Source organism: Amycolatopsis dongchuanensis (assembly GCF_039542405.1).
GTDB classification, from domain to species: Bacteria; Actinomycetota; Actinomycetes; order Mycobacteriales; family Pseudonocardiaceae; genus Amycolatopsis_E; species Amycolatopsis_E sacchari.
In genome coordinates this window covers 1-13,264 of sequence record NZ_BAABIB010000170.1, presented here as the reverse complement: position 1 = coordinate 13,264, position 13,264 = coordinate 1, and the positions used below count along the sequence as shown (strand labels likewise).

12 protein-coding genes are annotated in these 13,264 nt (G+C 71.0%); 6 read left to right on the top strand and 6 right to left on the bottom strand.

Features of this window, described 5'->3' with window-relative positions:
• Positions 1–284: 284 nt before the first annotated feature.
• The 4 genes from ABFX51_RS38505 to ABFX51_RS38490 all read right to left on the bottom strand — a co-directional run bounded on the left by ABFX51_RS38505 (position 285) and on the right by ABFX51_RS38490 (position 4,451).
• Entirely contained in the window at positions 285–665 is a 381-nt protein-coding gene (locus ABFX51_RS38505; protein WP_091505238.1) for a group I truncated hemoglobin, read from the bottom strand.
• Positions 662–1,285 carry a DivIVA domain-containing protein gene (locus ABFX51_RS38500; protein WP_346056781.1) on the bottom strand — a complete coding sequence of 208 codons (624 nt, stop codon included), beginning with the start codon at positions 1,283–1,285 and terminating at the stop codon, positions 662–664. Before ABFX51_RS38500 ends, ABFX51_RS38505 begins: the two co-directional genes overlap by 4 nt.
• A 12-nt stretch (positions 1,286–1,297) precedes the next feature.
• The gene (locus tag ABFX51_RS38495; protein ID WP_346056780.1) at positions 1,298–2,449 is read right to left on the bottom strand and encodes a globin domain-containing protein; all 1,152 of its coding nucleotides are present in this window, start codon (positions 2,447–2,449) and stop codon (positions 1,298–1,300) included.
• Between the two features lie 217 nt (positions 2,450–2,666).
• Positions 2,667–4,451, bottom strand: coding sequence for a gamma-glutamyltransferase family protein (locus tag ABFX51_RS38490; RefSeq protein ID WP_346056779.1), 1,785 nt, complete (start codon positions 4,449–4,451; stop codon positions 2,667–2,669).
• Positions 4,452–4,522: 71 nt separating this feature from the next.
• Between ABFX51_RS38490 and ABFX51_RS38485 the strand changes: the two genes are divergently transcribed.
• The 5 genes from ABFX51_RS38485 to ABFX51_RS38465 all read left to right on the top strand — a co-directional run bounded on the left by ABFX51_RS38485 (position 4,523) and on the right by ABFX51_RS38465 (position 10,188).
• Complete coding sequence (locus ABFX51_RS38485) at positions 4,523–5,425, top strand: LysR family transcriptional regulator (protein WP_346056778.1); 903 nt, start codon at positions 4,523–4,525, stop codon at positions 5,423–5,425.
• A gap of 116 nt (positions 5,426–5,541) precedes the next feature.
• A complete protein-coding gene (locus ABFX51_RS38480) occupies positions 5,542–6,666 on the top strand; it encodes a sugar ABC transporter substrate-binding protein (protein ID WP_346056777.1) in 1,125 nt (374 codons plus the stop codon).
• Between the two features lie 85 nt (positions 6,667–6,751).
• Positions 6,752–7,525, top strand: coding sequence for an ATP-binding cassette domain-containing protein (locus ABFX51_RS38475; protein WP_346056776.1), 774 nt, complete (start codon positions 6,752–6,754; stop codon positions 7,523–7,525).
• A 15-nt stretch (positions 7,526–7,540) separates the two neighbouring features.
• Positions 7,541–8,965 carry a sugar ABC transporter permease gene (locus ABFX51_RS38470; protein WP_346056775.1) on the top strand — a complete coding sequence of 475 codons (1,425 nt, stop codon included), beginning with the start codon at positions 7,541–7,543 and terminating at the stop codon, positions 8,963–8,965.
• Between the two features lie 47 nt (positions 8,966–9,012).
• On the top strand, positions 9,013–10,188 hold the full coding sequence (locus ABFX51_RS38465; protein ID WP_091505230.1) for an ROK family transcriptional regulator: 1,176 nt from the start codon (positions 9,013–9,015) through the stop codon (positions 10,186–10,188).
• 4 nt (positions 10,189–10,192) lie between these two features.
• Here the strand turns inward: ABFX51_RS38465 and ABFX51_RS38460 are convergent, their stop codons facing one another.
• Both ABFX51_RS38460 and ABFX51_RS38455 read right to left on the bottom strand, forming a co-directional pair.
• Complete coding sequence (locus ABFX51_RS38460) at positions 10,193–10,576, bottom strand: beta-class carbonic anhydrase (RefSeq protein WP_346056774.1); 384 nt, start codon at positions 10,574–10,576, stop codon at positions 10,193–10,195.
• A gap of 81 nt (positions 10,577–10,657) precedes the next feature.
• Positions 10,658–11,794: an epoxide hydrolase family protein gene (locus tag ABFX51_RS38455; protein ID WP_346056773.1), complete on the bottom strand. Its 1,137-nt coding sequence runs from the start codon at positions 11,792–11,794 to the stop codon at positions 10,658–10,660.
• A gap of 62 nt (positions 11,795–11,856) precedes the next feature.
• Between ABFX51_RS38455 and ABFX51_RS38450 the strand changes: the two genes are divergently transcribed.
• Complete coding sequence (locus ABFX51_RS38450; RefSeq protein WP_428832540.1) at positions 11,857–13,068, top strand: hypothetical protein; 1,212 nt, start codon at positions 11,857–11,859, stop codon at positions 13,066–13,068.
• Positions 13,069–13,264: the final 196 nt, after the last annotated feature.

Genomic DNA, 13,264 nt, shown 5'->3' with positions numbered 1-13,264 from the left:
CACTGGCGGGGCGAGTTGCGGTGGCCTCGTGGTCGGGCCCGCTGTCGCCGCTGGGAGGCGACGATGGTGGCCACAGGGGCACCCGCGGCTGCCGAGCCGAACTGCGACGACCCCGCAGTCGGGCCCACCGACGCGGCTCACCGTCGCCGGGAACGACGCGGGGCCGGGAACGACGCTCGCAGCCCACCCCGCAACACCCCCGCCACACCCACGCACCACCCCCGAAAAACCGCGCCGCCCGTGGAGGCGGGCGGCGCGGTCCGGGGTAGGGCGTCCCCCGGCTTTCAGCCGCGCGGGGTGGGGGCCGCCGCCGGGGACACGATGTCCGTCGCGAGCGGGGCGACCGCCGCGAGGATCCGGTCCACCAGTTCGGGCGGCACCCCGGCGTCGCGCAGGGAAGCGGCGAGCAGGGTGGCCACGCGGTCGAAGTGGTCCTGGCCGATGCCGCGCCCGCGGTGCGCCTCCTTCATGCTCAGCCCCTCGTAGTGGTCCGGACCACCGAGCGCGCCGGAGAAGAACTCGACCTGCCTGCCCTTCAACCGGTTCAGGTTGGCACCGGCGAAGAAGACCCGCAGCTCCGGATCCGCCAGCACCCGGTCGTAGAAGTCCTCCACGACCGCGCTCAACGCCTCCTCGCCGCCGATCTGCTCGTAGATGCTGCTCATGGCCGCCTCCGCTCCGGTGGGCTGAACTGGGTGAGCTTGTCGATCTCCTCCGCGAACGCGTCCGAGGCCGCGTGCAGCTGGACCTGCACCGCGTGGCAGAACGCCCGCAGCCACGCCATCCGCCGCTCCATCTCCTCGAGCTCCGCCGTGTGGTCGGGCCCGGCGTCGGCGCGGTACGCGCGCACCGCCTCCCGCGCCGCCACCTCGGCCCGCTGCTCCGCGTCCCGCAGCAGCGTGGTCGCCTGCCGCCGCGCGTCACCGGTGAGCCGACGGCAGTGCGCCTCCGCCTGCGCGATGTAGGCCTCCGCCTGCAACTGCGCCTCGGACAGCAGGGTCACCGCCTCGACGTCCACTTGCGCGGGCAGTAGCACCGGGTCCACGTTCTCGCCGTGGCTGCGGTACCAGTCGCGCAACCGCTCGACCTCCGCGCGCAGCCGCGCGTTCTCGGCCTCACCGGCCGCGATCTCCTCCGCCAGCCGCCGCTGGAACAACTCCACCTCGTCCGGGTCGATCCCCCGCCTGCCCAGCGGCGACTTGCTGAAGGTGATGCTGCGGATCCGCTCGGGGGTCAGGATCCGCCGGGCGGCGGGCTGCCGGGATTCGTTGGCCTGCACTGTCATCGCGGGAAGTCCTCATCCCCTCGTCAAGAAGCCGACCCCGGCCTCCGCCGGGTCCTGGTAACCGGAGAAGTCCTCCCAGTGCACGTGCTCGGCCGCGACCCCCGCGCCCGCCAGCAGGTTCCGCGTGGCCGACACCATCGCGGGCGAGCCGCACACGTAGACCTCCCGTCCCGGCCACGGCCCGTGGCGCACCGCCACCTCGCCGACCGTGCCACGGGGCCCGCCGAACCGCGGATCGTCCGACACCACCGGCACCACGCGCAGCTCCGGCAGCGCCGAGGCCAGCGCGCGCAACGCGGGCAGGTCGTACAGCTCCCGCGCCGTGCGGGCACCCACGTACAGCTCCACCCGCCGGGAGGGCAGCGACTCGTTCGCGATCTGGCCGAGCAGCGCCTTGAACGGCGCGAGCCCGGTGCCTCCCGCGATCAGCACGACGTCCTGCTCGTGCTCGATCGTGAGCCGCGAGCCGACCGGGGCGCCGAGCCGCAGCACGTCGCCGGGCCGGACCGCCTGGACGAGCGCCGAGCTGACCGTGCCGCCGTCGACCATGCGGACGTGCAGCTCCACCAGGTTGTCCTCACGCGGCGCCGTCGCCGGTGAGTAGTACCGCCAGATCCGGGGCCGCAGCGCGGTTTCCACCGAAACGCTCTGCCCGGCCCGGTAACCCAGCGGGCGGTCGGTCCGGATCGTGAGCACCGCGACGTCGAGGCCGCGGCGCTCGTGCCGCAGGACCTCACCGTTCCACCACGCCGGTGTGGTGTGCGCGCTTTCCTTGGCGGCGGCCGTCATCACGTCGGCCACGATCTTGTACGCCGCGGCCCAGTCCGCGGCCAGTTCGGGTGTCCACTCCTCGCCGAGGAAGTGTTCGAGCGTGGTCAGCAGTGCCTGGCCGACCGCGGGGTAGTGGTCCGCGGTCACCGCGAACTTGCGGTGGTCGCGGCCGAGCTGCCGCAGGAACGGGACCGCGGCGTCGAGTTCGTCGACCGAGGCGACGACCCGGCCCAGTGCGCGCACCAGTTTGTCGCGCTGGGCGGACATACCCGCCGGAAACAATTCACGCAGGTGCGGCCGGGTCAGGAACAAGGTCGAATAGAAGAACAACGGGACTCCGCCGCCGAAACCCGCGACGGTGTTCCAGCTGCTGCGCAGCCGAGCGGTGTCCACCGGAGATCCTGCATCCCTTCGGAAAAACGGTGAGCTGGTGCGGAGAAGGGTAGGTGCCGCGCAATTTGCATTCAAGGGGTTGCGGCCGCCGGGAAAAAGTCACGGAAGCGCTTTCCAGTACGGGCAGCGGGTAACGCTCACCCATCGTCGAATTCGCACAACGCGCAGAGTGAGCGGAATCGCGGTTTTGTACCTTCCGGGCACAAGGGACCGGGCGTCATCGCCCGGCGGCGTAGCCCTGCATTCCCCGGGGGTTCGCGGCGGCCGAAAGCACGCCGGTCTCCGGGTCGCGTGCCACGGCGCACAACCGCCCTTCAGACCAGGGGCCGCCCACGGTCACCACGTGCCCGCGTTCCCGCAGCGCCCCGATCACGTCGTCGCCGATGCGCGATTCGACCGTGACGCCGCCGGGCACCATGCCACGCGGGTAGAACGACCCCGGAAAACTGTCGGTGTGCCAGTTCGGGGCGTCGATGGCGCCCTGCAGGTCGAGTCCGCCACGCACCTGCTCCCGCAGCGCCACGGCGAGGAAGAAGTGGAAGTTCCACTGGTCCTGCTGGTCGCCGCCGGGGGTGCCGAACGCCATGACCGGCACCCCGTCACGCAGGGCGAGCGACGGCGTGAGCGTCGTGCGCGGGCGCTTGCCGGGAGCGAGCGAGTTCGGCAGGCCGGGGTCGAGCCACGCCATCTGCAGGCGGGTGCCGAGCGGGAAGCCCAGGCTCGGGATGACGGGGTTGGACTGCAGCCAGCCGCCGCTCGGGGTGGCCGCGACGAGGTTGCCCCAGCGGTCGGCGACGTCGACGTGGCAGGTGTCCCCGCGCGTCGCGCCGTCCTTCGCGACGGTCGGCTCGCCCGCTCCGGCGGGGGTCAGGATCGTGCCGCCCGCCGCGACGAACTCGGCGTGCTTGCTCAGCCGCGGTTCACGGCCTCCCGGGCGGCCGGGGCGCAGCTCGTGCGACGCCTTCTCGCCGATCAGCGCGCGACGGGAATCGTTGTATTCACGGGAAAGCAGCGCCTCGACAGGTACATCAGTGCTGTCCCCGTACCACGCCTCGCGGTCGGCCATCGCGAGCTTGGTGCCCTCGATGAGCGTGTGGTAGTAGTCCGGCGTGCCATAGTCGAGTTCGCCGGGCAGGAGCGTGAGCTGCTGGAGGAACACCGGTCCCTGGCTCCACAGCCCCGGTTTCGCGATCGTCCAGCCGTTCCAGTCTGCGGTCACCGGGTCCTCGTACGTGGCGGAGAACGCGGCGAGGTCGTCGCCGGTGAGCGTACCGGCGTGCCGTTGCCCGGAAGTGTCCATTGTGGACCTGGCGGCGAACTCGGCGATCGCATCGGCGATGAAGCCCTCACGCCACACCCGGCGTGCGGCCTCGATCTGGTTCTCACGATCACCCGCAGCGGCTTCCGCCTCGGCGAGCAGCCGCCGCCACGTCTCCGCGAGCGCGGGGTTTTTCAGCAGCTCACCGGGCTTCGGCGCCCGCCCGCCGCGCAGGTAGACCTCCGCCGAGGTGGTCCACTCGGTCTCGAACAGCTCACGCACGGTCTCGACGGTCGCGCCGATGCGCTCGACCGCGGGCACGCCGTGCTCGGCGTAACCGATGGCGTAGCGCAGCACCTCGCGCAGGGACTTCGTGCCGTGGTCGCGGAGGAGCAGCAGCCACGCGTCGACCGCGCCGGGCACGGCGGCCGCGAGCGGGCCGGTGCCGGGCACGAGGTCCAGCCCGAGGGACGTGTAGTGCTCGATGGTCGCGCCCGCCGGGGCGGGCCCCTGCCCGCACAGCACCCGCGGTGCCCCGCCCGCCGGCGCCACGATGATCGGCACCTCGCCGCCGGGGCCGTTGAGGTGCGGTTCGGCCACGTGCAGCACGAAGGCGGCGGCGACGGCCGCGTCGAAGGCGTTCCCGTCGTCCTCCAGCACCGCCATCGCGGTGGCCGAGGCGAGCCAGTGGGTGGACGACACCATGCCGAAGGTGCCCTGCAGCGTGGGGCGGGTCTGGAACATCCTCGCAGTGTCCCGCGTCAGGGCGCCGGTCGTCCAAGACATGTGTGGCACTACTTCGATAGCGTCCGGCTATGGAACGCCGTCAGCTGGAGTACTTCGTCGCGATCGTCGAGCACGGCGGGTTCACGCACGCCGCCAAGGCGCTCCGGGTGGCGCAGCCCTCGCTGTCGCGGGCCATCGCGAAACTGGAGCACGAGCTGGGCGTCGCCCTGTTCCACCGGGTCGGCCGGCACGCGGTGCTCTCCAGTGCGGGGGAGCTGCTGGCCGACCGGGCGCGGCTGGTGCTGCGGGACTTCGACGCCCTGCGTGCCGCCGCGCGGGCCGTGGGGGACGGGCCGGTGGGCCGGGTGGACGTCGCCGCGACGTCGTCCTCCGCGCTGGAGCCGGTGATCAGCATCGTGGCGCGGCTGCGCCAACGGCACCCGGGTGTCCTGGTCAGCACGTCGTCGGCGGTGTCGGCCGCTGAGGTCGTCGCGATGGTCGCGCAGGGGCGGTGTGAGGTCGGGGTGTGCGGCAGCGCCGAACGCCCGGCGGGGCAGGGGCTCGTGGCGCACCACCTGCGTGACGAGGAGTTCCTGCTCGTGGCCCCGCCGGGGACGGGTGCCGGCCGCGACGGCGTGGTGACTCTCCGCGATCTGACGGACATGCGGTTCGTCGTGACCAAACCCGCGACAGCCGTGCGGGCGCTGTTCGACCGGCTCGCCGAGGCGGTGCCCGGTCTCGCCGTGGCCGCGGAGGTGGGGGACCGCAGCGTCGTGCTGCCCATGGTGCTGCGGGGTATCGGGGCCGGTCTGATGCCCGACGGCTGGGCCGAGCTGGCGCTGCGTGCGGGTGCGGAGGTCTGCCGCTTCGACCCGCCGGAGCGGCTGCCGCAGTGGCTCGTGCACCGGGCGGGCAAGGTCACCCCGGCCACCCGGGCCTTCCTCGACATCGCGCTCCCGGGGGCCGATCGGGCGACCGTTACCAGAACGTGAGAACTCTTCGTGACTGAATCGATCCGGAGATCTTCCACTTCCGCCGTCTCCGGACGTATGTTGTCGCACACAACATTCAAATGTTGCCGACCACAACATTTCCTCTAGGGGACGCAATGAAGCGGAGAAAGACCCTTGCCCTGCTGGCCGCCGGGACGGGCGTGGCCCTGGCGCTGACGGCCTGCGGGGCGAACAGTTCCAGCGGCGGCTCGGGCAGCGGCGACCAAGGGAGCAGCAACAACGGCGGCCCGAAGGTGGGCGTCATCCTCCCCGAGACCGCGACTTCCGCACGATGGGCCGCGTTCGACCAGCCCATGCTGCAGGCGGCGCTCACCAAGGCCGGGCTCAACCCGATCATCGAGAACGCCCAGGGCGACAACCAGAAGTTCTCGCAGTACGCCGACAGCATGCTCAGCCAGGGCGTGAAGGTGCTGATCATCGGTGCGCCCAGCGGTGACGTCGGCGCCACCGTCGAGCAGAAGGCCGCGCAGCAGGGTGTCCCGGTCATCGACTACGACCGGCTCAACCTGGGCGGCAGCGCCAACTACTACGTCAGCTTCGACAACACCCGCGTCGGTGAGCTGCAGGGCCAGGCGCTCGCGGACTCGCTGAAGGACAAGCCGGGCGCGCAGGTCATCGAGATCGAAGGCTCGCCGACCGACAACAACGCGACCCTGTTCCACAACGGGCAGGAGAACATCGTCGGCCCGCTGTACACCTCCGGTGCGCTGAAGAAGGTCGCCAGCCAGGCCATCGACGGCTGGGACAACCAGAAGGGCGGCACCACCTTCGAGCAGCTGCTGTCGGCCAACGGCGGCAAGGTGGACGGCGTGCTCGCCGCCAACGACGGTCTCGCGGGCGCGATCATCACCGTGCTGCAGCGGGCCGGGCTGGCCGGCAAGGTGCCGGTGACCGGGCAGGACGCGAGCGCGGCCGGCCTGAAGGCCATCCTGCAGGGCCTGCAGTACTCGACCGTGTTCAAGCCGATCCAGCAGGAGGCCGACGCCGCCGCGCAGCTGGCCGCCGCGCTGGCCAAGGGTGACACCGCCGCCGCCGACAAGATCGCGACCGCGTCCTCGCAGGACCCGAAGAACGGTCGTACCGTGAAGTCCGTGCTGCTCACCCCGCAGTCGATCACCAAGGACAACGTCAAGACCGTGATCGACCAGGGTTACGTGAAGGCCAGCGAGATCTGCACCGACAGCGCCGCCGCCGTGTGCACCCAGCTGGGCATTTCCTGATCCCTGCGCAGCGGGACCAGCGGGGAAGCGCCGCCCCTCGGCGCTTCCCCGCGCCTGCTGCCCCCGATGATGTGGAGGTACCGCGGTGAACGAGCCGATCCTCGCGCTGCGCGGTGTGAACAAGAGTTTCGGCCCGGTCCACGTGCTGCACGACGTGGACCTCACGGTGCGCCCGGGGGAGGTGACCGCACTCGTCGGTGACAACGGGGCCGGCAAGTCGACGCTCGTCAAGTGCATCGCGGGCATCCACGGCATCGACAGCGGTGAGGTGCTCTTCGACGGCGAGCCCGTGCAGATCCACAACCCGCGCGACGCCGCCGCGCTGGGCATCGAGGTCGTCTACCAGGACCTCGCGCTGGCCGACAACCTGGACATCGTGCAGAACATGTTCCTCGGCCGCGAGCGCACGGCGCGCGGCCTGCTCGACGAGGCCTCGATGGAGCTCGCCGCGCGCAAGACGCTGGCCTCGCTGTCGGTCCGGACGGTGAAGTCGGTGCGCACGCCCGTGTCCGCGCTGTCCGGTGGGCAGCGGCAGACCGTCGCGATCGCCAAGGCCGTGCTGTGGAACAGCAAGGTGGTGCTGCTCGACGAGCCCACCGCGGCGCTGGGCGTCGCCCAGACCCGCCAGGTGCTCGACCTCGTGCGCCGGCTCGCGGAGCAGGGCCTCGGCGTGGTCCTGATCAGCCACAACATGAACGACGTCTTCGAGGTCGCCGACCGCATCGCGGTGCTCTACCTCGGCAGGCTCGCCGCCGACGTGGCGACCAAGGACGTCACCAACAACCAGGTGGTCGAGCTGATCACCGCCGGCCGGTCCGGTGACCTCGGACTGGCCCGGCCCGAAGTCGCGGCCGTGTAAGGGCAGGAAACCGAAATGACTGAGACACCCATCAAGTCTTCCGAGCCCGACTCGGCGATCGCCGACTTCGGGATCGACACCACCTCCCGCACCACCGGCGAGGCGATCGGCGACTACTTCCGCCGCCTGCGCGGCGGCGAGCTGGGCGCCGTGCCCGCGCTGCTCGGCCTGCTGGTGCTGGTGCTGGTGTTCACCGGGCTGTCGGACTCGTTCCTGACGCTCAACAACATCGCCAACCTGTTCGCGCAGGGCGGCGGCCAGACGATCATCGCGATGGGCATCGTGCCGGTGCTGCTGCTCGGCGAGATCGACCTGTCGGCGGGTACCGCGTCCGGAGTGTGCGCCTCCATCCTCGCGCTGCACTGGACGCAGCACGGCAACCTGCTCGGCGCCATGGGGCCGACGATGTTCTACGGCTTCGTCATCGGTGCCGTGGTCGCGATCGCGCTGTGCGCGTGGATGCGGATCTGGATCGGCGCGGCGCTGTCCGCCGTCGCGCTGCTGGTGCTGCTGGTCGGGTTCACGAACAACCCGTGGGTCGAGATCGTCCTCGCGATCACGATCGGCGGCGTGATCGGTTCCATCACCGGCGCGCTCGTGTCCAAGATCGGCATCCCGTCGTTCGTCGTGACGCTGGCGTTGTTCATCGCCTGGTACGGCGTCGTGCTCGCGCTCGTCGGTGAGGGCGGCACGATCACGATCCGCGACAGCAAGGTGCTCTACGACGTCGCGAACGGCAACCTCGGGACCGTGGCCAGCTGGGTGCTGTTCATCGTGGCCGGTGGCGGGTACGCGGTCGTGGTGCTGTTCCGCCACTTCTCGCGGCTGCGGAACGGTCTCGTGGCCCAGCCGACCACGCTCATCGCGATCAAGGTTGGCGCCGTGGTGGTGCTGGGCGCCGTGGCGACCTACCTGCTGACGATCAACCGCTCGCCCAACCCCGACCTCACGACGATCTCGGGTGTGCCGTGGGTGGTGCCGATCATCCTGGTGCTCCTGGTCGCGGGCACGTTCGTGCTCGACCGCACCCGCTACGGCAGGCACGTCTACGCGGTCGGCGGCAACAAGGAGGCCGCGCGCCGCGCCGGTGTGAAGGTCGACAAGATCCGGATGAGCGTGTTCGTGATCTGCTCGTCGGTCGCGGCGATCGGCGCGATCGTCTACAGCTCCAAGGTCGGTTCGGTGGACGGCAACGCCGGTAACGGCAACACGCTGCTGTTCGCCGTCGGCGCCGCGGTCATCGGTGGCACGTCGCTGTTCGGTGGCCGTGGCCGGATCCGGGACGCCGTGATCGGTGGCCTGGTGCTGGCGACCGTCCAGAACGGACTCGGCCTGCTCGGCTACCAGGCGGACACGGTTAACATCATCACCGGACTGGTGCTGCTGGTGGCGGCGGCCGTGGACGCCCTGTCCCGCAGGCGTGCCGCGGCGGCACGCTGAGCTCGGTGGCGTCCGAAGAGGAGACGACAGCAGCAGGGAAGCCTTAGGTGACGACGACTTCGACCTCCGGGACGCGCCCGGACGACGTCCGTCGCCACAACCGGGCGGCCCTGCTGCGCCGCCTCCACGTCGACGGGCCCTCCACCAGGGCCACGCTCGCGACGGCGCTCGGGCTCAACCGCAGCACCATCAAGGCGCTGGTGGACGGTCTCGCCGAGGACGGCGTGGTCGAGGAACGGGTGCCCGCCCAGCGCAGCGGGGCGGGCCGCCCGTCGCTGCTGGTGCTGCCGCAGCCGCAGGCCGCGGTGGTGCTGGCGATCGACATCCGCGTGGAGCGCGCGGCGATGGCGCTCGTGGGCATCGGCGGGCAGATCCTCGGCAGGGACAGCTGGCGCGTGCGCGGCAGCAACGAGCCCCGCGAGGTCTTCACGAAGATCATGGACTACGTCGGCCCGCTGGTCGCCGAGCAGGAGGTCGGGCCGGTCGCGGTCGGCGTGTCCGTGCCCGGCGTGGTGCGGCGGGCCGACGGGTTCGTGCACGAGGCGCCGAACCTGCACTGGAAAGACGTGCCGCTGGGCGCCTGGCTGTCGCACGCGCTGAAGCTGCCGGTGCACATGGGCAACGACGCCGAGCTGGGCGCGCTGGCCGAGCACCTGCGGGGTGCGGCGCGGCGGGCCGACGACGTCGTGTACATCAGCGCCGAGGTGGGCGTCGGCGGCGGGGTGATCTCCAACGGCCGGTCGCTGCGGGGTGTCGGCGGGCACCACATCGGCGAGGTCGGCCACATGGTGGTCAAGCCCGGCGGGCTGCCCTGCTACTGCGGGTCGCGCGGCTGCTGGGAGACCGAGGTCGGCGAGCGGGCGCTGTGCCGGGCGCTGGGCATCGACGAGGACTCACCGGTCGGTGCGATCGTCGCGGAGCTGCGGGCGCTGGCCGCCCAGGGAGACCAGGCACTGGAGCGGCTCGACGAGTTCGTCGAGTGGCTCGCGTTGGGGCTCGGCAACGTCGTGAACCTGCTGTGCCCGCAGCTCGTCGTGCTGGGGGACCTGTTCACGGCCCTGCCCGCCCCGCTGGTGGCGAGGATCCAGGAGACCATGCGCGGCCGCAGCCTCGTCAGCCGGGCCCTCGGCGGCACCGACGTGGTGACGTCGTCACTGGGCTCGGACGCCAAGCTGCTCGGCGCCGCGGAGCTCGCCTTCGAAACCGTCCTGTCGGACTGGTGAGGCGTCAGACCACCTCGGCGAGCTTGCCGGTGGCCACGTCGAACACGAAGCCCCGCACGGCCGTTTCGTCCTCAATGGACTTGCGGAAGCCGTCGTCGGTGAACGTGAGCATGCCGCAGTCGGTGTGGTGGATGAGGATGATCTCCTCGGTGCCGAGCAGCCGCTGGCTGATGGCGAGCGAGCGGATCTCGTCGTCGGTGACCACGCCGCCCGCGTTGCGGATCACGTGCGCCTCGCCCTCGGCCAGGCCCAGCACGCCGTAGACGTTGATCCGGGCGTCCATGCAAGCGACCACGGCGACGTGCTTCGCCGGCGGGAGGGGGAGCGGGCAGGTGAAGGTTTCGGCGTAGCGGGCGTTGTTCGCGAGCAGTTCGTCGGTGACTGACATGGGTGCTCCTCGGTTCGGCCGGCTGTCCGAGTGCACCGCCGCACGCCCGTGCGCGCAACGACGTCCAGATGCTGGGTCGCGTCAGCGGACCAGCCGGAAGAACGAGCGCAGCTCCTCGGCGAACAGCTCCGGCTCCTCCAGCGCGGCGAAGTGCCCGCCGCGGGGCGGCTCGTGCCACCAGCGGATGTCGGTGTAGCGGCGCGCCGCCCACCGGCGGGAGGGCCTCGGCACCTCGCGCGGGAAGACCGAGCAGCCCGCCGGCACGTCGATCGTGTCGTCGGTGGTGCGCGTGAACCACTCCGAGACCTGCCGGAAGCTCTCCCAGTACAGCCGCGCGGAGGACGCGCCCGTGCCCGGCAGCCAGTACAGCATCACGTTGTCCAGCAGCTCGTCGCGGGTCAGCACGTCCGGCCGTTCGGTCCAGGAGCGGAACTTTTCCACGATCCACGCGCACAGCGCCGCCGGTGAGTCCACCAGCCCGTAGCCGAGGGTCTGCGGTTTCGTCGACTGTTCCGCCGAGTAGCCGGACTCGTGCTCCCCGGCGTGCTCGAGCGCCTCCAGCGTGGCGCGCTCGTCGTCGGTGAGGTCGTCGAACGTCGCGGGGTCCGGCGCGGCGATCGGCGGGATGACGTGGATGCCCGCGAGGTGCGCGGCGTCCTGCTGGCCAAGGCTCGTCGTGACGCTCGTGCCCCAGTCGCTGCCCGCGGCGCCGTAACGCGCGTAACCCAGGCGCGCCATCAGTTCCGCCCAGGCGCGGGCGATGCGCTGCACACCCCAGCCCGTGGTCGTGGGCTTGCCGCTGAACCCGTAGCCCGGCAGGGTCGGCAGGACGAGGTGGAACGCGTCGGCGGGGTCCGGTGGGTTCGTGAGCGGTTCGACCACTTTCAGGTACTCGGTGAGCGAGCCGGGCCAGCCGTTGGTGAGCACGAGCGGCAGCGCGTCCGGGTGCGGCGAGCGCACGTGTGCGAAGTGGACGCGGACACCGTCGATCTCGGTGATGTACTGGGGAAGCGCGTTCAGCCGCGCCTCGGTCGTGCGCCAGTCGTACTCCTCCGCCCAGTAGCGGCACAGGTCCCGGACGTAGGACAGCGGCACGCCCTGCGACCAGTCGGCCACGGGTTCGGGGTCGGGCCAGCGGGTGCGGCGCAGGCGCTCTCGCAGGTCGTCCAGCTGCTCCTGCGGCACGTCGATGCGGAACGGGGTGAGCGGCTCGTTCACCCTTGCGATTGTATGGATCGTGTACAGGGGTTTTCGAGACTCCGCGGGGTAAGCACTACACCGTGGCTGGGATGAACCGGAGAATCGCGCTGGCCGTCGCGGCCGTGTTGTCCGTGCCGCTCGCGCTCGCCGCGCCTGCGCAGGCCGTGCCGGGCGGGGTCAGCTGGCAGGCCGATCTGTCGACTGTGGACGATGATGACGCCGGGGTGGCTTACATGGGGGGCGCACTGCGCGCGACCGGCACCGAGTCCGGGTACCTCGTGCTGCCGGCGCGGAAGCTGGACCGCCGCGTGAACCGGGTGGTCGCCGAAGCCCGTGGCAGCGGCGGGTTCGAGGTGGACGTGCGCGGCCGGCTCGACGGCCATGACTGGACCGAGTGGATTCCGGCGAGCGGGGGAGCGGCCGTGCTGCCCGCCGAGGTGACCACCGTGCAGGTCCGGGTCGAGGTCGCCGACCAGCGCTCGGCCGTCACCGGCGTCCGGCTCACGGCGGATGAAGTCGCACGGATCCTGGTCACCGCCGCGGCGACGCCGTTGACGTACCGGGTCTTCGCCACCCGCGAGGGCCTGACGGGCAACCAGACGGCGAACGGGCACGTGATCACCGGCCGGGACCACTTCGTGGCGCTGCCTTCGGGGAGGAGCATGTCGCCGAAGGGCACCGGCGACTACACCGTGCGGGTCTGCAAGACGGACAACAGCCGCTGCGAGTACGCGCCGGTGTGGGACAAGGGCCCGTGGAACACCCAGGACGATTACTGGAACGCGGACCGTCAGATGTGGACGGACCTGCCGCAGGGTGAACCGGAGGCGCAGGCCGCGTACCAGGACGGGTACAAACAACGGGGGCAAGGACCAGTACGGACGCAAGGTGGCCAACCCGGCCGGGATCGACCTCGCGGACGGCACTTTCTGGGACGGGCTGCAGATGCCGGACAACGGCTGGGTCGACGTGACGTACCTGTGGACCGGCACCGGCCCGACCGGCAAGGTGAAGACCGCGGGTGGCCCGATGAACGTCCGTTCCGCCCCGAGCACGACGGCGAGCGTCAAGGGCCTGGCCGCGAACTACGCCAAGGTGACCATAGAATGCTACGTCGAAGGCGATTCGGTGACAGGGACTTACGGAACGAGCGCGATCTGGGACCGTATCGGGCCGGGTCAGTACGTTTCGGACGCCTATCTGTACACCGGGTCGGATGGGCCTGTGGCGCCGCATTGTTGAGAGGGAAAGGCCGTCGCACCGCCAGGTGCGGCGGGGTTTTCGCACCCTAGAGTTGGGTGATCATCCCGTCGCCTGATACCGGTGGTCCATGCACAAACCGCAGGCGACGGGATGATCACTCAACTCGAACACCCACCCCAGGTGAGATCCCTTTGGGCCCCGATCATCCTGGAGCCTGCCCGCCGGCCCAATACCGCTAAGTTAGTACGTTTTACCTGGTCAGGGCGTTACCGGAGGCTCTGTTCA